Here is a 23,193-nt window from a genome sequence, read left to right on the forward strand (position 1 = left end):
CTTTATTTTGTCCTCATAAGTAAATAAATGAAATACGGTGCACCAATTACAGAAATAACAAGACCGACTGGTATTTCTGAAGTTGTTAGTACACTTCTTGAAATTACGTCTGCGAATAAAAGTAAAAACGTTCCTATTAGCGCAGCTGTGGGCAACATGATTTGATGTTTGCCACCAACAAGGCGCCTTGCTAAATGCGGGGCCATTAAACCGATAAAGCCAATTCCACCGGCAACAGCAACAGATGCACCCGCTAAACAAACTGCAATAAATAATAATTTACGTCTTTCTTTTTCTACATTTACACCAAGGCCAACTGCTGTAGAATCGCCTAGGTTCATTACATTTAATATGTGTGCTTTACTTATAGCAAGCGGTAAGAAAATAACCATCCATGGAAGTACACTTAATACGAATTTCCAATCTGTACCCCATAGACTTCCCGCCAGCCAAATCGTAGCAAAACGAAAATCGTTAGATGTCATCTTCATAGAGAAAATTAAACTAACAGCTCCAAATCCAGCTGCAACGGCAATACCGACTAGTATTAATCGAGTCGATGAAACGCCGTCTTTCCATGCTAATAAATAAATAATTACCGCTGCTAATATCGCTCCAACTAGTGCGAAAAATGGAAGAATGAATACAGATAAAAATGTACCAGTCCCTACTTTCCCGAAGAAGAAGTAGACGAATATAACAACTGTTAATCCCGCTCCAGCATTAATCCCTATAATACCTGGATCAGCAAGTGGATTTCGTGATAAACCTTGTAAAATCGCACCTGACATAGCTAAAGCAGATCCGACTAGTATAGCAATTACCATACGCGGCATACGGAATTCAAATAAAATAACAGACTGATCTTCAGCCCCTAGTCCAACCAATGACTTTAATACGTCCATTGGGGGTATTTTAAAAGTTCCTGTATTTAAACTAATAAGAAATATAGAAACGATTAGTCCTACTAAAATCGTTAATATAGAAATGTTCTTTTTTGTTAAGACACTCGTCCTCACATCTTTCCTCTCCCTTCATTACGTGCTAAGTAGAGGAAGAATGGAACCCCAATTAGCGCTGTAATTGCTCCAATTGGCGTTTCAAATGGCGGGTTAATAACGCGAGATAACATATCTGCACATTCAATTAACAGCCCGCCTAAGACCGCAGAACATGGAATAACCCATCTATAGTCCGAGCCTACAAGGAAACGAGTCATATGCGGGATTACAAGACCAACAAACCCTACTGATCCTGCCATGGAAACTGCGGAACCCGTTAAAACAAGAACAAGTACTGTTCCGATAAATTTAATTAATGTCGTATTTTGACCAAGTCCAATTGCAATTTCTTCACCGAAGCTCAAAATTGTAATATATCTCGACATCATAATTGCGATAAAAAGGCAAACAAGGCCAATTGGCACTAACATATTAATGCTTTGCCATTTCACTCCAGCAACTCCGCCTGCATTCCACATGCTCACCTCTTGGGCAAGATTGAAATACAATGCGATTCCAGATGAAATTGCCCCTAATAAAGCACTAATAGCTGCACCTGCCAAAGCTAATTTCACAGGTGTTAATCCACCTGGTGAAGAAGACCCAATTCCATATACAATGCTTGCACCAAACGCAGCTCCAATAAAAGATGCGATAACAAACAGTAAATAAGGTGAATTAGGGAAAAATGCATACATAATTGCAATTCCAAATACAGCCCCATCTGTAATCCCCATTAACGATGGTGAAGCAAGTGGATTTCTCGTCATACCTTGCATAATTGCTCCTGATACCGCTAAAAAGGCACCTGCAACTACGCCCCCTATTGCTCTAGGCATGCGAAGCTCTTGAATTACATTATGATGTGTAATAGATCCATCAAACTGAAATACAGCTTGCCATACAGTCTTTAAACTAATATCTGCAGCCCCAAAAGAAATAGAAACTGCCATGCTTAAAGCTAACAAAATTGTACCCGCTACTAAAATAATAGAAGCGATGAGCGGTCTGCTCTTAATCTCTTTAACATTCTCTTCTTGCTGTTCTATACTGCTTGCGCTCGCTTCCATCCCTCAACCATCCTAACCAACAACATATATTTATTAAAATGAAATTTATTCTCAAATAGTAATAAAAAAATTAGGTGAATTGTTATTTTCCTGATAATGATTCTCAGAATCAGACACTTCTATTCTCCTATCGCTTTAAAAGACTGTCAACCATTATTTTGAAATATAAATTTATATAAATTGGAACTTTAATACAAAAGTTATGTCCATCCTTTAGAAAACGTTCGGCCACACAATAGTACTTTCGCAGAATAAATCGTTCCTCTTATGGGCATAAAAAAAGAAGAGTAATCTTTTCACTCTTCTTTTTCTTACTTATTTAACTTTGCTTCAATTTTTACGATTAACTCATCTTCTGTTGGAGCCGCAACTGGACGGTTATTTACAAATGCGAATGATTTTTTACGACCAGGACCACAGTAAGACTGACATCCAACTTCAATCGTTGCACATGAATCTACTTTTTTTAACTTCGGAACTAACGTTTTAACGTTCGTTGCCTGACAGTCATCGCACACGCGAAATTCGTTTCCCATTATATAACACTTCCTCTATTTTAAACTTTTCTCAAGTTCGTTTAAAAATAAACACTAAATGGTATTTTACCGCTCTTTGAAGCTCGTTGCAAGTTTCCCTACAAAGCCTATTCTCTACATAATGCTACTTATTTATATGCTCTCCTACAGAAGCGCTCACCATTCATGGGAAAATTTTTACCTTTCATCGAAATCTACCATATTTTTAAAAGCTTTGTATAAAAGTTTATTTTTTTGCCCATTATAAAAATAGGAAGTTCATAAAAAGAAAGGGAGTTGAATCTATGAAAGTAAGACAAGATGCTTGGACAGATGAGGATGATTTATTACTTGCTGAAACAGTACTTCGTCATGTTCGAGAAGGAAGTACGCAATTAAATGCATTTGAGGAAGTAGGAGATCAGTTAAATCGTACATCTGCTGCTTGTGGTTTCCGCTGGAATGCTGTCGTTCGCTATAGCTATGAACAAGCTCTTCAACTAGCAAAAAAACATCGTAAAGATAAAATGCGTGCTGCAAGCGGTGAACAAGCGAAAAAACGTTTACTTTATACACCACCAGCTTCAGATTCGATAACTGATTATGAAGAATTAGTACAAGAGGAATCAATCGTACAATATAAAGAAGCTATTCCATATCAAGAATCTACTGCTCCTGCTGCAAGAAGCTCTATGACAATGCAAGATGTTATTTATTTTTTACAAACAGTCGGATCTTCAAATATAAAAGTGACAGCTCTTGAAAACGAGAATACGAGATTGAAACAAGAAATTAAAGCACAAATCCTTCGGAATGAGGAACTAGAAAAGAAACTAGAAAAGTTAGAAAAGCAATCTCATACTGTACAAGAAGATTACGAAACACTTATGAACATTATGAACCGAGCTCGTAAATTGGCAGTCATGGATGACGAAGAACGTTCTCAAACATCTTTCCGAATGGACCGAAACGGTAATTTAGAAAAAATTGCAGAATAAAAAGGATGCATGTAATGCATCCTTTTTATTATTTCACCTTTAAGCTCCCCCTTTATATGTGAGAAAACTCCATTCTTCATTTTTTGCTATAATAGAGATTGTCATTTTAAAGATAAGGGGTTAGTTATATGAGCAATTCCCGTTCCATTTTATCTCAGCCAGAGTGGCGCATTGTAGATCAGTCTAGTTTGGGACCAACATTCCATGCACTTCAGTCATTCGCAATGGATGACACATTATGCACAAGCATTGGAAATGGCAAGTCAGCCGCAACAATGCGTTCTTGGGTTCATCACAATACAATTGTCCTTGGCATTCAAGATTCACGCCTTCCGCATTTAGAAGAAGGTATTTCTTTTTTAAAACAACACAACTTCAATGTTATTGTTCGTAATTCTGGCGGGCTTGCAGTCGTGCTTGATGAAGGTGTTTTAAACGTATCACTTTTATTCCAAGAAACAGAAAAAGGTATCGATATTGATCTTGGATACGATACGATGTGGCATTTAATTAAGGAGATGTTAAAGGATTACAACGTTACTATCGAGGCAAAAGAAATTGTTGGCTCTTACTGTCCTGGTAGTTATGACTTAAGTATTCGCGATCAAAAATTCGCTGGTATTTCACAACGTCGTATTCGCGGCGGTGTCGCTGTCCAAATTTATCTCTGTGCTACCGGAAGTGGCTCTGAGCGTGCCGCACTCGTTCGTGATTTCTACAACCTAGCAATTCAAGGAAAAGAAACACGCTTTACGTACCCTGAAATTGTACCAAGTACGATGGCCTCACTCTCAGAATTACTTGGCGAAACCATTACAGTACAAGATTTAATGATGCGTCTTTTAAAAACATTGCAGCAATTCGCTCCAAAGTTAACACCATCTCAATTAACAATAGATGAGATTCCTTTATATGAGACGAATTTACAACGTATTATTGATCGTAATAATAAAGCACTTGGCTTAGAAAAATAAAAATGACCACCCTAAGGGTGGTCATTTTCCATACCAATTCATTTTAGAATTAAAGTGCTTGAGCTGCTGTAATTAAAGCTAACTTGTACACTTCTTCTTCGTTACATCCACGAGACAGATCATTTACAGGCATGTTTAAACCTTGTAAGATTGGTCCTACTGCTTCGAAGTTACCTAAACGTTGAGCGATTTTGTAGCCGATATTACCAGCTTCTAAGCTTGGGAATACGAATACGTTAGCATCACCTTTAATTGTAGAACCTGGAGCTTTTTTCTCAGCTACAGATGGTACGAATGCAGCATCGAATTGGAATTCTCCATCTAAAGTTAACTCAGGAGCCATTTCTTTTGCAATGCGAGTTGCTTCTACAACTTTTTCTGTTTCTGGAGATTTCGCAGAACCTTTTGTAGAGAAGCTTAACATAGCAACACGTGAATCAATGCCGAATAACTCAGCAGTTTTCGCACTTTCGATACCGATTTCAGCTAAATCTTGGCTGTTTGGTGCAATGTTAATTGCGCAATCAGCGAATACATATTTCTCTTCTTCACGTACCATGATGAATACGCCAGAAGTTTTTGTAACGCCTGGTTTTGTTTTAATAATTTGAAGTGCCGGACGAACTGTATCAGCTGTAGAGTGAGCTGCACCACTTACTAAACCGTGTGCTTTGCCCATGTATACAAGCATTGTACCGAAGTAGTTTTCGTCTTTAAGGATTTTGCGAGCGTCTTCTTCAGTTGCTTTACCTTTACGGCGTTCAACGAAAGATGCTACCATTGCATCCATTTCTTCGTATGTAGCTGGGTCGTAAATATCAACGCCTGCTAATGTTAAATTCATGCTAGCAGCTTTTGCGCTAATTTCTTCCTTATTACCAACTAAGATTGGTTTTACTAACTCTTCTTTTGCTAAACGCTCTGCAGCGCCTAAAATTCTTTCATCAGTTCCTTCAGGAAGTACGATAGAAATGCCTTTTCCTTGAACTTTTTCTTTTACTGTTGTAAATAAGTTGCTCACGAATAAACCCTCCTACATATGTTAAAAAACTCTATCTTTAAGAATACTGCTTTTCTTCTATATTTTAAACTTATAGCTCCCAAAAAATAGATAAAATAAAAATGATTATATTTTCATAAAATTCAGCCGTTAAATTCACCTCGCTTAAACACTTAAATGTGACAATTTTATGCGCCAAGGTTTTATATAGATGATTTTAAAACTATATATGCTATAGTTAACGTGTAAAACTATCATTAACTGAGGTGAATAGAATGAGTGAAGCAACAACAACGTTAGATGGCTGGTATTGTTTACATGATTTACGTTCTATTGATTGGGCTGCATGGAAAACATTATCTAGCGACGAACGCGGACAAGCAGTGTCTGAATTTTTAAATGTCGTTGAAAAATGGAACGAAGTAGCTACTGCGAAAAAAGGTAGTCACGCAATGTATACAGTTGTTGGTCAAAAAGCTGATATTATGCTTATGATTTTACGTCCAACAATGGAAGAGTTAAATGAAATTGAGACAGAATTGAATAAAACAACATTAGCTGAATATATGGTTCCTGCATATTCTTACGTATCTGTTGTTGAACTAAGCAACTACCTTCCAGCTGATGAGGATCCATATCAAAATCCACAAATTTTAGCTCGCTTATATCCTGAATTACCGAAAGCAAATCATATTTGCTTCTATCCAATGGATAAGCGTCGCCAAGGTGATGACAACTGGTACATGCTTCCTATGGAAGAGCGTAAAAAAATGATGTACAGTCACAGCAAGATTGGTCGCCAATACGCAGGGAAAGTACGCCAAGTTATTTCAGGATCTGTTGGATTCGATGATTTCGAGTGGGGCGTAACATTATTCGCTGACGATGTTCTTCAATTTAAGAAACTTATATATGAAATGCGATTTGATGAAGTAAGTGCTCGTTATGGTGAATTCGGAACATTCTTCGTTGGAAACATCTTACCAGACGAAAAAGTAGAGAAATTTTTACACATATAATATTGAAAAAGGGACGAAATTCGTTCCTTTTTTTATTTCCCTCTATATTTCTCCTCAAAAAACTCCTTTTTCCCGCAAATTCGAACAAAAACCGACAAATTCCTTACAAAATTGTAACTTTTCTATATCCAAATTCATGCTAAAATGGTACGAGCTATATGCTAATAACGATGCGAAGGTGATAATTTATATGAAGAAAATCTTGTCTATTTTACTAGCGCTTCTATTGTCAATTTCTTCCTTAGAAGTAACAACATCCCATGCGGAAGAAAAAATACAAATAGAAGCTGCTGCTGCACTTCTATTTGATGCAGATACAGGGAAAATACTGCATGAACAAAACCCAGACGAACTGCTAGCTATTGCTAGTATGTCAAAATTAATTGTTGTTTACGCTGTTTTAGAAGCAATTAAAGAAGGAAAAATTACTTGGGATACGAAAGTAAATATTTCCGATTACGCTTATGAAGTCTCACGTAATAATGAATTCTCTAACGTACCATTTGAGAAAGGACGTCAATATACTGTAAAAGAATTATATCATTCTATTGTTATCTTCTCTGCAAACGGGTCTAGTATTGCTTTAGCAGAGCTACTTGCAGGAAGTGAGAAAAACTTCTTAAATCTTGCAAATGAACATGCAAAAAAACTAGGGTTAAAGAAATATAAATTTGTAAACGCTACTGGTTTAAATAACGCTGACTTAAAAGGGAAACATCCCGAGGGTACTGATCCAAATGCAGAAAACTCTATGTCAGCTCGCGATATGGGTATACTTTCAAAAGTAATGATTACAAAGTATCCAGAAATGCTAGAGGATACAAAACAAAGATTTAGAAACTTCCCAGACAATCATCCAAAACCAATTCGTATGGAAAACTGGAACTGGATGTTACCAGGAGCTGCCTTCGCTTATGAAGGTACTGATGGTTTAAAAACAGGAAGTTCTGATACAGCTGGATATGGATTTACTATTACTGCGAAACGCGGTGATTTACGTCTTATCTCGGTTATTATTAAAACGAAATCAATGGACGAGCGCTTCACAGAATCTCGTGAATTAATCGAATATGGATTTAATAACTTCGAAAAACAAAAGCTCAAGGTTGATAAAAATAACACAATCTCTGTAGTAAAAGGGAAAGAAGATCAAGTAACGGTTGCACCTGAAAAAGAAATAACAGTAATTGCGAAAAAAGGTAGCAAAGATCCTTATAAAATTGGGACTGAATTAGATAAATCTCTTGCTGAAGATGGACATTTAGTTGCTCCTGTTAAGAAAGATGCTAAAGTAGGCTCAATTACTTTAGCATCAACTGATAAATATGGTTTCTTAGACGGTAGTAAAAGTATGAAAGTTACTGCAAAAACAACAGAGGAAGTTGAAAAAGCAAATTGGTTTGTGCTAACAATGCGCTCTATTGGAGATTTCTTCTCAAACTTATGGTCTAAAGTATTTTAATGATGAAAAGCTAGCTCACGCTAGCTTTTTTTATTTTCCTCTCTCAATGTAAAACTTCGTTTGGTTGTCATATCTGAGTCCTTTTTCTCATACGTATGAACTAGTAATTGTTCCACACTTCATCTAGAAATAAACCTCTTTCCAAAAGGTATTACAAAAAGAGAGGTGACACATAATGGGTGTTATTGCTTATAACGAAGCAGATGTAAAGTTGTTAGCTAGACTGATGCGTGCTGAAGCCGAAGGAGAAGGGCAACAAGGAATGTTAATGGTCGGAAACGTTGGGGTAAATCGTGTCCGCGGAAATTGTTTAGACTTTAAAAGTATTCGTAATTTACGTCAAATGGTGTATCAAAATCCTGGTGGTTTTGAGGCAACACAAAAAGGATATTTTTATCAAAGAGCCCGTGAACAAGATATCGCCTTAGCAAGGCGAACTATTCAAGGACAACGTTTTTGGCCCGCTAACTTTGCCTTATGGTTCTTTAGACCTGAAGGTCCTTGTCCACCAACTTGGTATAACCAACAAAACTCTGGTCGCTTCAAAAAGCACTGCTTCTTCCAACCATCTGGTGAAGACTGTCCTAGCGTATATTAAGAGATGAAAATGAGGAGGGATTTTTGAATGGCACAGCAACAAAATCCGTACTATGGAACAGGTTTTTATCAACCATCTGGAACTTATGTCCAACCACAACAAATGACTCAACAACAACAGCAAGCAATGCAACAACAAACAGCTCAAGCTGCGCAAGCTCAATATGCAATTTCTCAAGGCATGTTACCTCTAGAGCAATCCTATATTGAAAATATCCTTCGTTTAAACAAAGGTAAGCAAGCTACAGTTGTAATGACTTATGAACGTGGCAGTTCCCTTGGTACACAATCTTATACAGGTATTATTGAAGCAGCCGGCCGTGACCATATCGTTATTAGTGAACCGCAATCAGGAAAACGCTATTTACTATTAATGATCTACTTAGATTACGTAGAATTTCCAGAAGAAATTACGTATTTACCTAGTCAACAAGCAACTTATACTCCAAGACCATAAAAAAAGCTGGCAAATGCCAGCTTTTGTTTTTTATAATCCTTTTACAACTGCAGTCCCTACTAGAATCCACGCCACAATAAACGCTACACCACCAAGAGGTGTAATTGGGCCAAAGAACTTAATGCCTGTCGTACTTAATGCATACAAACTACCTGAGAACATAATAATCCCAGCTACCATTAGCCAACCAGCAGTAGTTAAAAGTGATGATTGAACCTTATCCATCAATAAAGCAACTACGAATAATCCACCTGCATGAAACATCTGATATGTAACGCCTGTTTTCCAAACTTCTAACATTTTCGCAGAAATTTTATTTTCTAAACCGTGTGCTCCAAAGGCCCCTAACGCAACAGATAGCCCCGCTGTAATACAACCTAGTAAAAAGAAAATTTTCATCTTAATTCCCCTTTTTTACCTTTATCATAAGCAATTTTTTCATATAAGCCAAACGATTTAATTCTTAAAAATCAAATAAAGAATTACCATTTGCACCTTCTTCTTTTATATACACAGGTTCTCCAGAAACTGGTATAACTGGTTGAACTGTTGTTATAGGCTGTGATCCAATTACTTGCGATTGAATTTGCGGCTCCCTATACGTAGAAGATTCAACCTGTTCATCTAATAGTAAATCGCATAAAGCACGCACAACTAATAAATGTTCTTTTGACTTTTGTCCTTCGCTACTTTTTGCCTTCGCAATTTCATTCGCCATTTTATTTAAAATCTTGTCACTAGATATTTGCATTCCTTATCACCTCGTACTTTGTAATTCTTTCTCAAATTGTCCCAGTTTCTCTACTGAACCAAATACTATTATCATATCATGTTCTTGTAGTTTTTCCTGCCCTGTTGGATTATGTATAATATTCCCATTTCTTAAAATCGCTAATATCGTTACATCAAACTGATTCCTTACATTACTCTCTAGTAACGATTTACCGACTAGTATTGAATCTTTGCCAACTAGAATTTCTTCAATGACAAATGACTGTTCTACTCCATACAACACTGTATCAATATAATGAACGGTTAATGGATTTGCAATACCTTTTGCTATATGAATACCTGCCATACTAGATGGATTAATAACCTTATTTGCACCAGCACGCCTTAATTTCTCTTCAGTTTCTGGCTTTTCAGATCTCGCCACAATTTTAATCGTATCGTTTAATCCTCTTGCTGTTAATGTAATAAATACATTTTCGGCATCATTTGCAACAATAGCAACTAAACCAGCTGCTTTTAAAATTCCGGCATTATGTAATACTTGATCTTCCGTTGCATCTCCATGTACAAATAAAAGCTTTTCCTGCTCCAATATACTTTCATCTTTATCAACAACGACAAATGGAATGTTCTTTTCTTGCAATTCATGTACAACTTGAAGCCCCACTCTACCGCAACCACATACTATAATATGATTTTTCAACTGCGCTATTTGTTTATCCATCTTCTTCCTCCGTACTGCATGAAATAAATTCCCTTCAATAATCATAGCTGCCACTACCCCAATTGCATACGTAACAATACCTACACCAACAGGAATAATAAGGAGCGCAAATACTTTACCTGCTTGCGTTACAGGAACAGCATCTCCGTATCCAACAGTCAATACAGTAATCATCGTCATCCAAAATGCTTGAAACAAACTAATCTCTTCAATTGTCATAAATCCTATCGTTCCTAGAATTACAACAAAAGTCATACATATAACTGCTATCCATAATTGCTTACGTGCATTCATACCGTGTTTCAACTCTTTTCTCTATCTACAATCTTTGCCAGTGGAAATAAAATACGTATATACTAGATACGGAATCTATGAAAGAGGTTGATATAATGAAGACATTTCTTTCCGCCTTACAATGGGCACTATTTATTTTAGCTGGAAGCCTTATTGTACCAATTAGTGTCGCAACTAGTTATGGTCTTGATGGCGCTGAAGCCATTGCATTCGTACAAAGAACATTATTTGTTCTAGGCTTTGCTGGTCTCTTGCAAGCTATATTTGGGCATAAACTTCCTATTCAAGAAGGTCCTGCTGGCCTTTGGTGGGGAATTTTCTCCCTTTACGCAAGTTTAGGCGTCGTATTATTTGGATCAAGCAATGAGACACTTAAAGTTCTTCAATATGCTTTCTTATTAAGCGGTATTATTTGTATTATTCTTAGCGTTTTTGGACTTATTGATAAACTCGTTCGCTATTTTACACCGACAGTCATTGGAACGTATTTATTTCTTCTTGTCGCGCAACTCAGTGGCTCCTTCTTAAAGGGAATGTTTGGCCTTGATGGAAAACATACAGAAGTACAACCTAACGTATTTATTCTTTCACTCATTGTTATTTTACTATCCTTTTTCATCATGAAGCTACCTATTATTGGACAATATTCCGTTCTTTTCAGTATCATTTGCGGCTGGATATTATTCGCATGCTTCGGATTATCTAATCCAATAACACCAGTGACAGACATAATTCGTTTTCCGTCCTTATTTGTTTTCGGCATGCCTCGTGTTGAATGGAACATGGTAATTACGGTCATATTTGTTACACTCTTACTTCTAACAAATATGTTAGCAAGTATTCGCGTTGTACAAAAGGTTGTCTCTAAATATGAAGAAAATGCTGCATCAGATCGTTTTAAACAAGCCGGCATTATAACAGGAATCAACCAATTGCTAGGCGGCCTGTTTTCAGCTATTGGACCTGTCGCTATTTCTGGATCAGCAGGTTTTATTGCAACGACTAATATTTATAAACGTCTCCCTTTTATATTAGGGTCAAGCTTTATTATTGTCGTTAGTATATTCCCAAAGATTACTTCATTCTTTGCAGCAATCCCTGTTGCAGTTGGTTATGCCGCTATTTATCCTGTATTCGCAAGCATGATTGGCCTCGCCTTTCGAGAATACGAAACTGTCCAGGATAAGGAACAATTATTTAAAGTAGCCGGTCTTTCAATCTTCACAGGAGTCGGAGTTATGTTTGTTCCAGCAGGAGCATATTCCACACTTCCACCATTTCTAGCATCGTTTTTAAGTAACGGTCTCGTTCTTGGATCTGTAATGGCCATTTTGCTAGAAATACTATTTTCTCGTTCCACAGCAAAACAAATATCGTAAATTGGAAAACTTCCATTATTGCACTCTACCTTTAGAGTTGTTACGATAAAATCAAACTTGAATCATTGGGGCTTTATCCATCCCCAATGATTATTAACCGATATTATGAGCAACACACTCATAATGATTTATCTACTTCTTTTCAAAGAGGTTTGATGTCTTACTATTATTCCTCAACATCTTCATGAACATGTATTTTGATTTCAATTAAAGAAAGGAATTTTCTATATGACTTATAAAATGATTGTTTTAGATTTAGATGATACTTTATTACGTGATGACCATACTATTTCACCTCGTACGAAAGAAGCGTTAATGACTGCACAAGAGCAAGGGGTAAAGGTTGTACTTGCTTCTGGACGTCCAACGTTTGGTATGCGCAATGTAGCCAAAGAACTTCGCTTAGAAGAATACGGCAGTTTCATTCTATCTTTTAATGGCGCAAAAATTATTAACTGTAAAACAAACGAAGAAATCTTTAGTAGTACACTATCTCCTGAAATCGTTCACAACCTATTTGAAATTAGTAAAACTGAAGATGTATGGATTCATACTTATATGGGCGATGATATCGTAACGGAAGAAAATAATCCTTATACTGAAATTGAGGGCGATATTACTGGTATGCCAATTGTTGTAGTAGATGACTTTAAAGCCGCAGTTAAAGAGCCTGTAGTAAAAGTATTAATGAATAAAGAAGCTGAACGCCTTGTTGAAGTTGAAAAGAAACTTCAACAACAACTAGAAGGCCAATTAAGCGTGATGCGTTCGAAACCATTCTTCTTAGAATTTACTGAAGCCGGTGTTACAAAAGGAACGAGCTTAAACAAACTGATTCAAAAGCTTGGCATTAAGCGTGAAGAAGTTATCGCAATGGGCGATAGCTATAACGACCAAGCAATGATTGAATTTGCTGGTCTTGGTGTTGCAATGGGCAATGCACCTGATGATATTAAAGAAATTGCAAACTACGTAACAGATACAAATATGAATGATGGTGTCGCAAAAGTTGTAGAGAAATTCGTTTTAAAAACGGATGTACTTGTTTAATATTTTCATTCACAAAACCTATTTGAAGTCAAATACTTCAAATAGGTTTTTATTTAAATTCTCATGCTTTTGTGACTATATTTTGAACTTTGCACTATTCTCGTAGTGTAAACTTTCTTTTTGTATATAATGAAACAAAATAGACTATTTTATTTTGAAAAAGAATACAAATTTACTATATACAAGCATACGTTAAAGGAGGCTACTTTATGTTATCTACACCAATCGGACGATTAAGAGCAATTGGACTAGTTGAGGGTATTTCTTTCCTATTACTATTATTTGTAGCAATGCCATTGAAATATTTCGCAGGATTTGCAACAGCTGTTAAAATTACAGGCATGGCTCATGGTGTTCTGTTTATTCTATTCATCTTTGCAGTAATTCAAGTAACAATCGTACACCGTAAATCAATTTTATGGGCACTTGGAGCATTTGTTTCATCAGTTATCCCATTTGGTACTTTTGTACTAGATGCAAAATTAAAGAACGAACAACAATAATAAAAAGGTAGTTAACGACTGTTAACTACCTTTTCTATTTATAATTTTGGAATTTCCCAATCAATTTCTCTTTCTCCCATATTAGCTAAAATCGTATTTACTTTAGAGTATGGCTTACTACCAAAGAAACCACGTCTTGCCGATAATGGGCTTGGATGTACAGATTCGATAATATGATGATTCGGATTCGTAATTAACTTCTTCTTCGCCTGCGCATGGCGCCCCCACAATATGAAAACAACTGGCTTTGCACGTTCGTTCAACAGTTCAATCACACGATCTGTGAAGTGCTCCCATCCTTTTCCCTTATGAGAATTTGCTTCGCCTTGACGAACTGTTAATACGGTATTTAGTAGTAATACTCCTTGTTCCGCCCATTTTACTAAATAACCGTTATTCGGGATTTCATAACCATATTCATCTCGAAGTTCTTTATACATATTTAACAATGATGGTGGTGTTTTAACATCAGGTTGTACAGAAAAACTTAAACCATGCGCTTGATTCGGTCCATGATATGGATCTTGTCCTAAAATAACAACCTTTGTATTTTCATAACTTGTATACTGAAGAGCGTTAAAAATATCTTCTACCTTCGGATAAACAACATGCGTGCTGTACTCTTCTGTAAAAAAACTGGATAGAGTACGATAATACTCTTTCTCAAATTCTGGTGCCAATAATGGTCCCCAATCATTCTTTAAAACATTTTCCATACTGTCACTTCCTGTCTAATTAATTCAACATATCCTGTTTTGTAAATACTAAGAACGAAATAATAAGGGAAACAACTGCCCAAACAGTTAAATTCATCAAAGAAAATCCCATTGATAAGCCTTGTAATGCAGGTAATTTTCCTGATAAATAATCCGTTAATGATAAATTCACGCTAAAAATATATTTCGCACCTTCCCAAGATGTTGCGAACGAGCTTAAGATACCGCCTGCAATTAATGCAGCTAGCATAACGCCCATACCAGCTGGTGTATTACGAATTAAAACAGAGACCATAAATGATATAGTTCCGACAACGATAGCAACAAACCAGGCTAGTCCATACGCCATTAAGATGTATTGCCACTGCGGAATCAGATGCACAAAGTTCGTATTTAACGTTTCCTTATCAATGACGAATCCTGTTAAAACAGGTAAATTCCATCCCGAGTATCCGAATACAAGCCCTGATAATATGTAAGCAAACAAACCTACAAGAAACAGTATGAGCGAAATGAAAAATAACATCGTCACGTATTTACTAAGGAGTATTTTCCAGCGCCGAATCGGCCGCGTAAGTAACATCTTCATTGTCCCATCACTTCGTTCTCCTGAAACGATATCAATAGCGACAATCATTACGAGAAGCGGAATAAACAATGTAATTCCTTGTTCAATAAATGCTCTGACAAAAGTCGGTGCACCCGGTGCCATCGGGTTAATATTATGATCTAAATAATATTGTTGTTGCTCAACTCTTACCTTTAACCAATCACGCCATTCTTCTGGCAACCTAGAATTGTTCAATCGGTTCTGAGAATCAACAATTTGCTGTTGCAATGAAACCTTCCAATCAGTTGTACCGAGTCTTTTTTGTGTCGTTTCTATTTCACGATACTGCGCGTACACAAAAAGCGGGATCAAGATTGCTAAAATAAGCATGACAACAAAAATACGTTTCTTACGGTAAATCTTTTCTGATTCATTTAAAACTAGATTCGCAAATTCACGCATGCTGCTCACCCCTTGTGAGTTCAATAAATAAATCTTCTAGCGTAAATACAAGCTCCTTAACGCTATGTACATCTATTTCATTTTCTACAAATTTTTTATTCCAACTACTTATAGATGCAATATCCATGCGGCATAGTAATCGCTCGCCTTTTACACTCACTTCTCTTATTTCCTCGGCCGCTTCTAGCATATCTTTCGCCTTAGAAATTGGTGTAACAATCCATTCTACACGATCACTTGCTGTTTTAATTAATTCTTCAACCTTGGCAACTGTTATCATCTTTCCTTTATGAATAATAGCAACGCGATCGCATATCATTTGCACTTCACTTAGCAAGTGACTTGAAATAAACACGCTCATATTTTCTTCTTTCACAAGCTTATGTATAAATTCCCTAAGTTCTCTAATCCCTGCTGGATCTAAACCATTCGTTGGCTCATCTAATATAAGCAATTTAGGATTCCCAAGGAGCGCCTGTGCAATTCCAAGGCGTTGTTTCATACCAAGTGAGTACGTTTTTACCTTGTCATGAATTCTTTCATCTAAATGAACCATTTCAGCAATTTCAATAATACGTTCATCTGATATATCACCTAACATACGAGCAAATTGCTTTAAATTTTCCCATCCTGTTAAATATGTATACAACTCTGGGTTTTCAACGATACTCCCAATTTGACGCATCGCTTCTCTGAAATTTTCCTCAATCGAATAACCACCGATAGAAATCTTACCTTCTGTCGCCTTAATCAATCCGACTAACATTCGAATGGTAGTCGTCTTTCCAGCACCGTTTGGTCCTAGGAACCCGAATACTTCTCCTTGCTTTACATCAAAGGAAATATTCTCTACAAGAGTCTTCTTTCCAATTACCTTCTTCAAGTCTCGTACGGAAAGTATCGTCGTCATTTTACCCCTCCTTGTTCTAGTTTTAATTTACTTACAACATTTTGAACTAAACGTTCTGCCATATACGTATAACCTACTTCATTCGGATGAAAATGATCAGAGTATAATAAATCTTTCCCGCGGTTTTGGAATAAATCAAATGTCGGTGTAATATACACATTTTTATCGTTTAGCGCTAACTTCTCTAAAGATGCATTCCAGTCCACAACAATGTTTGAAGACCCTTTTAAATCTTCTACATCTTCAAAAGGATTGTATAAACCAAGCCAAAAAATCGGACTATTTGCATTTAATTTACGAATTTCTTCTATAATTTTCTTTGCTTCATTTTGAAACGTTTCTGTATCAGGACGATACGTCTCTAAATCTATTTTCCCGAGCGATTCCCAGCCTGGGAACAAATCATTCCCGCCGATCGTTAACACGATTACATCTGCTTGCTTAATTGAATATTGAGCGCCACTACTTTCAATTTGTTTTAATAAATCGGGCATTTTTGCACCACTAACTGCTAAATTTGTTAATGCAATTTTTTGCTTATAATCTTTTTGTAAATCCTCTTTCATTCGCCCAACATAGCCAATTCCTTCTTTATCACCAACGCCACGCGTTAATGAATCACCTAAACTAACGATTTGTAACGTTCCCGTTTTCTTTTTCTCTTTTGCCACTACATCGGTCTTTTTAATTAAATTTGAAGCTTTCGGATTTAATACATCATTTACACCTGAAACAAAGCCATATGCAAATAAACAGAAAGATGCAATTGTAATGAGTAGAATTACTTTTACTACTTTTGATCTCATATCAAAACCCCTTTTAGCCCTCATAGATTGTCCATAATTATACCAAACGAAATTTTGAAAAGCGATTTTCACACCTTCTCAATTATGTCGTTTCTCTATCTACTAACTCTGGTAATAACTCTATATGCTTCACATCTAATTTCTCTTCATTAATCTTTTCATATAATAATTCAAACGCTTTCACTCCAACGTTTTTACTAGAATGCGAAATCGTCGTTATACCCAATATATCTGCCACCTCTTGATCATCACACCCGATAATCGTAATATCCTCTGGAATACGAAATCCTTGTTTTTTTGCTTCTGTAACCATCCCCGCTGCAATATGGTTACAAGATACAAGGAACGCCGTCGGTTTTACTGACATATGAGCCCATTCTCTAATTACATTGCGTCCATCTTCCACTGTAAAACATCCCTCAAATTTCCAGGTCTCTAACGATGTTACGATACTCTGTTGAAGCGAATCTTCGTACGCCTTCTTTCGTCTTTGGCTATTAACGCTATTACTTCTTCCAATACAATATCCAATACGTGTATGACCGGCATCTATTAAACTTTTCATCCCACGTGAAAATACTTTGTAGTAATCGATATGGACACTTGAAATATACTTCGAATCTATTTCTTCACACATAACAATCGGGCCGAATTTCGTATATTCTTCAAGCTTCTCCTTACTATTTGTCCGAGAACAAATAATAACCCCATCAAGCTTTTTCATTTTTAACATATTTAAAATTTCTAGTTCTCTTTCTTCGCTATAATTTGTCTGGCAAAGCATCATATTATAATTATTCTTTGCTGTTTCTTTTGATATCCCCTCGATAATAGCACTATAATATTGATCATTTACGTGTGGCAATAAAACGCCAATTACATTCGTTTTTCCTTTCACTAAATGAATTGCATTCACGTTTTGCGTGTAATTTAATTCTTCTATAATTGCTAAAATTTCTTTTCGTTTCTGTTCATTTACGTACGGATGATTATTTAGTACACGTGAAACAGTTGAAACAGATACTCCAGCAAGTTCAGCAATCTTTCTTATATTTGTCATCTCATTTTCCCCTTCTCACAAAAATTCTCCCTTGACCTGGTAAGCTTTCCACAATATATCCTTTCCTAGCAAATACATGTAGAAAGGATATACAACTATGCTTCGATTCAAATTAGAATATATATTTTTCATTGGCGGTTTACTCATTCTTGCCATCGGTATTAATATGATGACAACAATTACTTCCTTTGGACTTAGTCCTTATGATTCCTTCTTTATTGCACTATATCAAAATTTTGGGATAAGCATTGGTTTTTGGATTTTCATGATTAACTTTGCCTTTACACTTATCGTACTCTTTTGGAATAAAAAACAAATTACAATCGGTACAATTGTAACGATGGTTCTTATTTCTCTTTTTGTTGATTGGATTGGTTCCATTACAACTATTATGGACGCTATCCGCTCTCTTCCAAAATATATAACACTTATTTGCGGAAATCTATTCGTTGGAGCTGGAATTGGTCTTTACGTCTCTACAAACCTTTGCGCGGCGCCTCAAGAAGCTTTCGTTTTAACGGTTGCTGAAAAGAAAAAATGGACGTTTAGAAGAACAGAGATTTCATTAGCCTTTTTATTTTTAACGTTAAGCTTTTTATTAGATGGACCTATCTATTTTGGAACAATCATCTTATCCTTTACAACAGGCTGGATTATCCAAGCATTTATTCAAGTTGGTACGCAGATTTTAAATAGAAAAGAGCCTATTAAGCAAGCTGCTTAATAGGCTCTTTCTGTTTTATGGTAAGAGATACTACTTAGCATCCCCTTCAATTCGATAGTTCGCTTTCAAACAATCGATTTCTTCATACCCTTGCAACGTATGTAGAATATAATCATAATCAGCAAGAGACGCACGATGCGTTACAATTACAATTTCAGCCTTTCCTTTCTCTTCAAGCGGCATTTGAATAATCTTTTCAAAGCTAACGCCACGCTCAGAGAACAATGAAGTAATTTTTGCAAATACACCAATTTCGTCTTTTACATGCAGTCTTAAAAACTTTTTCACGACAATTTCGTCTGGCTCTTTTAATACTTTTTGATATTGTGGGACTACAGCACTATTTCCTGTTACCCCTAATCTAATATTTTGCATTACAGCAACTAAATCCGAAACAACAGCTGTCGCTGTCGGTAAACTTCCTGCGCCTGGTCCATAAAACATCGTTTCTCCAACTGCTTCACCGTACACATACACAGCGTTATATTCATTTTGTACTGCCGCAAGAGGATGTGTATTTGGAAGTAAAGTTGGTTCAACTGTAACCTCCAATTTTTCACCATCTCGTTTTGCAAGACCGATTAATTTAATTGTATAACCTAAGCTCTTACTGTATTCAATATCTTCCTCTGTAATAGAGGTAATCCCTTTTACTTTCACATCTCCAAGCTCTACATTTGTAGAGAAACCGAGAGTAGCTAAAATCGTCATTTTTCTTGCTGCATCTAAACCTTCTACGTCTGATGTTGGATCTGCTTCTGCAAATCCAAGTTGTTGGGCTTCTTTTAACACGTCGTTATATGCTCTCCCTTCATCTGACATTTTCGTCAAAATAAAATTTGTCGTTCCATTTACAATTCCCATTACTTTCGTAATAAGATCTGAAGAAAGTCCTTCTACGATACTGCGTAAAATTGGAATTCCCCCTGCCACACTCGCCTCATAGAATAAATCAGCCTTATTATCTTTTGCTGTCGCTAATAATTCAGCTCCATGTAATGCCATTAAGTCTTTATTTGCAGTTACAACATGCTTTCCGCTTTTTAAAGCTTGTAAAATATATGATTTTGCATCATCAATGCCACCCATCACTTCGATGACAACATCAATATTTGGATTATCTAAAATTTCATTTGCATCTTGTGTTAATAGAGTAGAAGGTACCTCTACCTCTCTCTCTTTCTCAATGTTTTGCACTAATACTTTCGTTACCTTAACTGGACAACCTACTTGGTGTATGAGTCGTTCTTGATGATCTGTAATAATACGAACCACACCACTACCAACTGTCCCAAGACCTAATAACCCAACTTGAATTTCTTTCATAGTACTGTCCACCCCTCAAAAATTGTGTTTAGATGAAATTATATGAGTAAAAAATCTGAAAAACAATGTATTTTGAACATTCGGAAAAATATAAGTTAATCTTTACAAGGAAAACGTTGCCACGTGTTACACAATCTTTCTTTACAATATATAAGGGGTTTCTTGATACACGTAATAATTCAACCAATTAGAAAACAATAAATTACCATGACTCCTCCACCTAACAAGCGGCTTTTCATCTGGATTATTATGTTTAAAATAGTTTTTTGGCACATCAATATTTAATCCCTTGTCACGATCTCGTTCGTATTCTTGTTTTAACGTCTCACAACTATATTCGCTATGTCCAAGGGCAAAAACTTGCCTTCCTTCTGGCCCAATAACAAGGTGAACACCTGCTTCTTCAGAGTTTGCTAACAATGTTAATTCTTTCACTTCTCTAATATCATTCTCTCGTACTTCTGTATGACGAGAATGCGGAGCAAAAAACAATTCATCAAATCCTTGTAACAATTTCACATGTTGCTCGCAAACCTCATGTTCAAATACACCGAACATTTTTTCCTTAAGGGGATACTTTGGAACACCATAATGATAGTACAAACCAGCCTGTGCCCCCCAGCAAATATGGAGCGTAGATGTTACATTCGTTTTTGAATACTCCATAATACGTTTAAGCTCTTCCCAATAATCTACTTCTTCAAAAGAAAGAGTTTCAACTGGTGCTCCTGTAATAATGAGCCCATCAAATTTTTCATTTTCAATATCACGAAACGTTTTATAAAAGCTCGTTAAATGGTCCTGCGCTACATTACGAGACAGATGTGATTCCATATGAAGTAAATGAACATCTAATTGCAACGGTGTGTTTCCAATTAAGCGAAGTAATTGTGCTTCTGTGTCTTGCTTCGTTGGCATTAAATTTAATATAGCAATTTTCAAAGCGCGTATATCTTGTGTTTCTGCTCGCTCCTTCGTCATTACAAAAATATTTTCTTTTTGCAACACTTTGCGAGCCGGTAAATCTTTATCAATTATGATCGGCATGTGTTTTGCCTCCAACTAGAGCTGCTTCCAAATCTGCAATAATATCAGAAACATCTTCTATACCAACCGATAAACGAATTAAATCAGATGTAACACCAGCTAAACGCTGATCTTCAGCATTTAATTGTCTATGCGTCGTACTAGCGGGATGTATAACGCAAGTTCGTGCATCAGCTACGTGCGTTACAAGAGTTGCTAGTTTTACATTTGCGATAAATTCTTTTGCTGCTTCTAATCCCCCTTTAATACCAAATGTTAAAACCCCACTAGCACCTTTTTTCAAATACTTTTGTGCTAACGAGTAATTTTCATTACTATCTAATCCCGGATAATTCACCCATTCAATACGTTCATGATTAGCAAGCCACTTAGCAACTGCCAGAGCATTTTCGCTATGACGCTCCATTCGTAAATGCAAAGTCTCTAAGCCAATATTGCTAATATATGCATTGAATGGGCTCATACAATTTCCATAATCTCTTAATAGTTGAACACGTGCCTTCACAATATATGCTGCTGCACCAAAGTTTTGAACGTAACTTACACCGTGATAACTTGGATCTGGTTCAACAAGCTCAGGATATTTTCCATTTGTCCAATCAAAGTTTCCACCGTCAATTACAATACCGCCTAAAGAGCTCGCATGCCCATCGATATATTTAGTCGTAGAATGAACAATAATATTTGCCCCATATTCAAACGCTTGGCATAAATAAGGAGTTGCTAATGTATTATCAACGATAAAAGGTACCTCTAATTCTTTAGCGGCAGCTGAAAATTCTTTGAAATTTAAAACATTCATCGCTGGATTTCCTAATGATTCTGCATAGATAAGTTTCGTCTTATCGTTAGCAAGTGCCGTAATTTCATCTGCCGTTAAATTTGGATTAAAGAACGTAACATCAATGCCAAGCTTACGTAAACTCACCCCAAATAAATTAAACGTTCCCCCGTAAACAGTTGAAGAGCAAAGTAAATGATCCCCACTACTACAAATATTTAAAACTGCGAGCATAATAGCTGCTTGCCCAGAAGCCGTTGCAACAGCTCCTACACCGCCTTCTAAATCTGATAACTTCTGCTCAAATGCGGCTAGAGTAGGGTTTCCAATACGCGTATAAATATATCCTTCTGCCTCTAAGTTAAATAGAGCTGCTAAATCATCCGAAGTATCGTATTTATAAGTTGTGCTTTGATAAAGTGGTAAAACACGTGGTTCACCATTCTTTGGCGTATAGCCACCTTGCACACAAATCGTTCCTTTTCCCCATGATTCTCCCATCTCTCATTCTCCTTTCTTTTATACAAAATAAAAAACTGCCCCTTTCCTGAAAACAAGAAAGGAGCAGTTTGAAAACACGCTCTAAAGGCTCTTTCTTATCTCTCAGGATTACTACCTGCAGGATTTGGCACAATTCCGTTATACGGCTGTTGCCAAGGTTTCATCGGGCCTGTCCCTCCACCTTTTCTTGATAAGACTATGCAATTACCGTTGATTTTATAGCAATAATTTCCTAATGTCAAACAGTTTTTCTGAATGTTCTAAAATAAATGTTAACAGTTTCATATAAAGCAACAAAAGAAATATATTCTAGTCTATTTCAAAAAAGACCTTTAAAAAACTCAAATCAGTCTATAAAATTAAATAAGTAATTTAACCTATAAATTCAAATTCTCTAAAATTCAGCCTATATGTTGAATAGGCGGTCCTCTCAAAAAGATACGTAACTACTCAGCCACCTTTTGGTGTCTTTTTTTAATTTTACTAGTTTCATATGCCTCCCATTTGTAAATACTGAGTATATCAAACAGGGGGG

Annotated in this window: 25 protein-coding genes and 1 riboswitch; of the genes, 10 read left to right on the plus strand and 15 right to left on the minus strand. The window is 36.3% G+C overall.

What is annotated here, in order from left to right; translation table 11 throughout:
- Positions 1 to 2: 2 nt before the first annotated feature.
- From ATL10_RS27215 to ATL10_RS27225, 3 genes are all read right to left on the minus strand, one after another.
- The gene (locus tag ATL10_RS27215; RefSeq protein WP_001260757.1) at positions 3 to 1,019 is read right to left on the minus strand and encodes a FecCD family ABC transporter permease; all 1,017 of its coding nucleotides are present in this window, start codon (positions 1,017 to 1,019) and stop codon (positions 3 to 5) included.
- The gene (locus ATL10_RS27220) at positions 1,016 to 2,071 is read right to left on the minus strand and encodes a FecCD family ABC transporter permease (protein ID WP_029443687.1); all 1,056 of its coding nucleotides are present in this window, start codon (positions 2,069 to 2,071) and stop codon (positions 1,016 to 1,018) included. Before ATL10_RS27220 ends, ATL10_RS27215 begins: the two co-directional genes overlap by 4 nt.
- Before the next feature lie 311 nt (positions 2,072 to 2,382).
- On the minus strand, positions 2,383 to 2,607 hold the full coding sequence (locus tag ATL10_RS27225) for a YuzB family protein (RefSeq protein WP_000526079.1): 225 nt from the start codon (positions 2,605 to 2,607) through the stop codon (positions 2,383 to 2,385).
- 284 nt (positions 2,608 to 2,891) lie between these two features.
- Here ATL10_RS27225 and ATL10_RS27230 point away from each other — a divergent pair, with 284 nt between their 5' ends.
- Together ATL10_RS27230 and lipL are read left to right on the plus strand one after the other, a co-directional pair.
- Positions 2,892 to 3,584: an RsfA family transcriptional regulator gene (locus tag ATL10_RS27230; protein WP_000868358.1), complete on the plus strand. Its 693-nt coding sequence runs from the start codon at positions 2,892 to 2,894 to the stop codon at positions 3,582 to 3,584.
- A gap of 128 nt (positions 3,585 to 3,712) precedes the next feature.
- Positions 3,713 to 4,558: an octanoyl-[GcvH]:protein N-octanoyltransferase gene (gene lipL / locus ATL10_RS27235; protein WP_000071945.1), complete on the plus strand. Its 846-nt coding sequence runs from the start codon at positions 3,713 to 3,715 to the stop codon at positions 4,556 to 4,558.
- A 49-nt stretch (positions 4,559 to 4,607) separates the two neighbouring features.
- On the opposite strand, the gene pta is transcribed toward lipL, so the two are convergent.
- The gene (gene pta / locus ATL10_RS27240; protein WP_110497876.1) at positions 4,608 to 5,579 is read right to left on the minus strand and encodes a phosphate acetyltransferase; all 972 of its coding nucleotides are present in this window, start codon (positions 5,577 to 5,579) and stop codon (positions 4,608 to 4,610) included.
- Positions 5,580 to 5,833: 254 nt separating this feature from the next.
- Here pta and hemQ point away from each other — a divergent pair, with 254 nt between their 5' ends.
- From hemQ to gerQ, 4 genes are all read left to right on the plus strand, one after another.
- Positions 5,834 to 6,577, plus strand: a complete 744-nt coding sequence (hemQ, locus tag ATL10_RS27245; protein WP_001287595.1) for a hydrogen peroxide-dependent heme synthase — start codon at positions 5,834 to 5,836, stop codon at positions 6,575 to 6,577.
- 190 nt (positions 6,578 to 6,767) lie between these two features.
- Positions 6,768 to 8,039 (plus strand): serine hydrolase, encoded by a 1,272-nt coding sequence (locus ATL10_RS27250; protein ID WP_110497878.1) that lies wholly within the window; start codon positions 6,768 to 6,770, stop codon positions 8,037 to 8,039.
- A gap of 175 nt (positions 8,040 to 8,214) precedes the next feature.
- Positions 8,215 to 8,637, plus strand: coding sequence for a cell wall hydrolase CwlJ (gene cwlJ, locus ATL10_RS27255; protein ID WP_000538155.1), 423 nt, complete (start codon positions 8,215 to 8,217; stop codon positions 8,635 to 8,637).
- A gap of 27 nt (positions 8,638 to 8,664) precedes the next feature.
- Positions 8,665 to 9,093, plus strand: a complete 429-nt coding sequence (gene gerQ / locus ATL10_RS27260) for a spore coat protein GerQ (RefSeq protein ID WP_000068652.1) — start codon at positions 8,665 to 8,667, stop codon at positions 9,091 to 9,093.
- A gap of 30 nt (positions 9,094 to 9,123) precedes the next feature.
- Here gerQ and ATL10_RS27265 read toward each other — a convergent pair whose 3' ends face one another.
- The 3 genes from ATL10_RS27265 to ATL10_RS27275 all read right to left on the minus strand — a co-directional run bounded on the left by ATL10_RS27265 (position 9,124) and on the right by ATL10_RS27275 (position 10,843).
- The gene (locus ATL10_RS27265; protein WP_110497880.1) at positions 9,124 to 9,492 is read right to left on the minus strand and encodes a DUF423 domain-containing protein; all 369 of its coding nucleotides are present in this window, start codon (positions 9,490 to 9,492) and stop codon (positions 9,124 to 9,126) included.
- Between the two features lie 64 nt (positions 9,493 to 9,556).
- Positions 9,557 to 9,844, minus strand: coding sequence for a YwdI family protein (locus tag ATL10_RS27270; protein ID WP_001167346.1), 288 nt, complete (start codon positions 9,842 to 9,844; stop codon positions 9,557 to 9,559).
- A gap of 6 nt (positions 9,845 to 9,850) precedes the next feature.
- Complete coding sequence (locus ATL10_RS27275; RefSeq protein ID WP_139213328.1) at positions 9,851 to 10,843, minus strand: potassium channel family protein; 993 nt, start codon at positions 10,841 to 10,843, stop codon at positions 9,851 to 9,853.
- 95 nt (positions 10,844 to 10,938) lie between these two features.
- Between ATL10_RS27275 and ATL10_RS27280 the strand changes: the two genes are divergently transcribed.
- The 3 genes from ATL10_RS27280 (at position 10,939) to ATL10_RS27290 (ending at position 13,775) form a co-directional block, all read left to right on the plus strand.
- A complete protein-coding gene (locus tag ATL10_RS27280) occupies positions 10,939 to 12,222 on the plus strand; it encodes a purine/pyrimidine permease (protein ID WP_000847031.1) in 1,284 nt (427 codons plus the stop codon).
- 228 nt (positions 12,223 to 12,450) lie between these two features.
- Positions 12,451 to 13,272 (plus strand): Cof-type HAD-IIB family hydrolase, encoded by an 822-nt coding sequence (locus ATL10_RS27285; RefSeq protein ID WP_000221387.1) that lies wholly within the window; start codon positions 12,451 to 12,453, stop codon positions 13,270 to 13,272.
- A 209-nt stretch (positions 13,273 to 13,481) separates the two neighbouring features.
- Entirely contained in the window at positions 13,482 to 13,775 is a 294-nt protein-coding gene (locus ATL10_RS27290) for a DUF3817 domain-containing protein (protein WP_000953396.1), read from the plus strand.
- A gap of 38 nt (positions 13,776 to 13,813) precedes the next feature.
- On the opposite strand, the gene ATL10_RS27295 is transcribed toward ATL10_RS27290, so the two are convergent.
- The 5 genes from ATL10_RS27295 to ATL10_RS27315 are packed head-to-tail and all read right to left on the minus strand — an operon-like array spanning position 13,814 to position 18,279.
- Positions 13,814 to 14,491, minus strand: a complete 678-nt coding sequence (locus ATL10_RS27295; protein WP_110497882.1) for a uracil-DNA glycosylase — start codon at positions 14,489 to 14,491, stop codon at positions 13,814 to 13,816.
- Positions 14,492 to 14,510: 19 nt separating this feature from the next.
- Positions 14,511 to 15,503: an ABC transporter permease subunit gene (locus ATL10_RS27300; protein WP_090978319.1), complete on the minus strand. Its 993-nt coding sequence runs from the start codon at positions 15,501 to 15,503 to the stop codon at positions 14,511 to 14,513.
- Complete coding sequence (locus ATL10_RS27305; protein ID WP_090978321.1) at positions 15,496 to 16,413, minus strand: ABC transporter ATP-binding protein; 918 nt, start codon at positions 16,411 to 16,413, stop codon at positions 15,496 to 15,498. Before ATL10_RS27305 ends, ATL10_RS27300 begins: the two co-directional genes overlap by 8 nt.
- On the minus strand, positions 16,410 to 17,291 hold the full coding sequence (locus ATL10_RS27310) for an SGNH/GDSL hydrolase family protein (RefSeq protein WP_015055217.1): 882 nt from the start codon (positions 17,289 to 17,291) through the stop codon (positions 16,410 to 16,412). The genes ATL10_RS27305 and ATL10_RS27310 overlap by 4 nt, the downstream gene beginning before the upstream one ends.
- A 10-nt stretch (positions 17,292 to 17,301) precedes the next feature.
- On the minus strand, positions 17,302 to 18,279 hold the full coding sequence (locus tag ATL10_RS27315) for a LacI family DNA-binding transcriptional regulator (protein ID WP_053563286.1): 978 nt from the start codon (positions 18,277 to 18,279) through the stop codon (positions 17,302 to 17,304).
- Positions 18,280 to 18,376: 97 nt separating this feature from the next.
- On the opposite strand from ATL10_RS27315, the gene ATL10_RS27320 reads away from it, so the two are divergent.
- Positions 18,377 to 19,003: a YczE/YyaS/YitT family protein gene (locus ATL10_RS27320; protein ID WP_000943411.1), complete on the plus strand. Its 627-nt coding sequence runs from the start codon at positions 18,377 to 18,379 to the stop codon at positions 19,001 to 19,003.
- Between the two features lie 30 nt (positions 19,004 to 19,033).
- Here the strand turns inward: ATL10_RS27320 and ATL10_RS27325 are convergent, their stop codons facing one another.
- The 3 genes from ATL10_RS27325 to ATL10_RS27335 all read right to left on the minus strand — a co-directional run bounded on the left by ATL10_RS27325 (position 19,034) and on the right by ATL10_RS27335 (position 22,658).
- Positions 19,034 to 20,329, minus strand: coding sequence for a homoserine dehydrogenase (locus ATL10_RS27325; protein ID WP_000659109.1), 1,296 nt, complete (start codon positions 20,327 to 20,329; stop codon positions 19,034 to 19,036).
- A 141-nt stretch (positions 20,330 to 20,470) separates the two neighbouring features.
- The gene (metA, locus tag ATL10_RS27330) at positions 20,471 to 21,376 is read right to left on the minus strand and encodes a homoserine O-acetyltransferase MetA (RefSeq protein ID WP_001121531.1); all 906 of its coding nucleotides are present in this window, start codon (positions 21,374 to 21,376) and stop codon (positions 20,471 to 20,473) included.
- Entirely contained in the window at positions 21,360 to 22,658 is a 1,299-nt protein-coding gene (locus ATL10_RS27335) for a bifunctional O-acetylhomoserine aminocarboxypropyltransferase/cysteine synthase (protein ID WP_000504786.1), read from the minus strand. Before ATL10_RS27335 ends, metA begins: the two co-directional genes overlap by 17 nt.
- A gap of 92 nt (positions 22,659 to 22,750) precedes the next feature.
- Positions 22,751 to 22,855: riboswitch (SAM riboswitch) on the minus strand.
- Positions 22,856 to 23,193: the final 338 nt, after the last annotated feature.

This window comes from Bacillus sp. 196mf (genome assembly GCF_003217275.1).
GTDB classification, from domain to species: Bacteria; Bacillota; Bacilli; order Bacillales; family Bacillaceae_G; genus Bacillus_A; species Bacillus_A thuringiensis_S.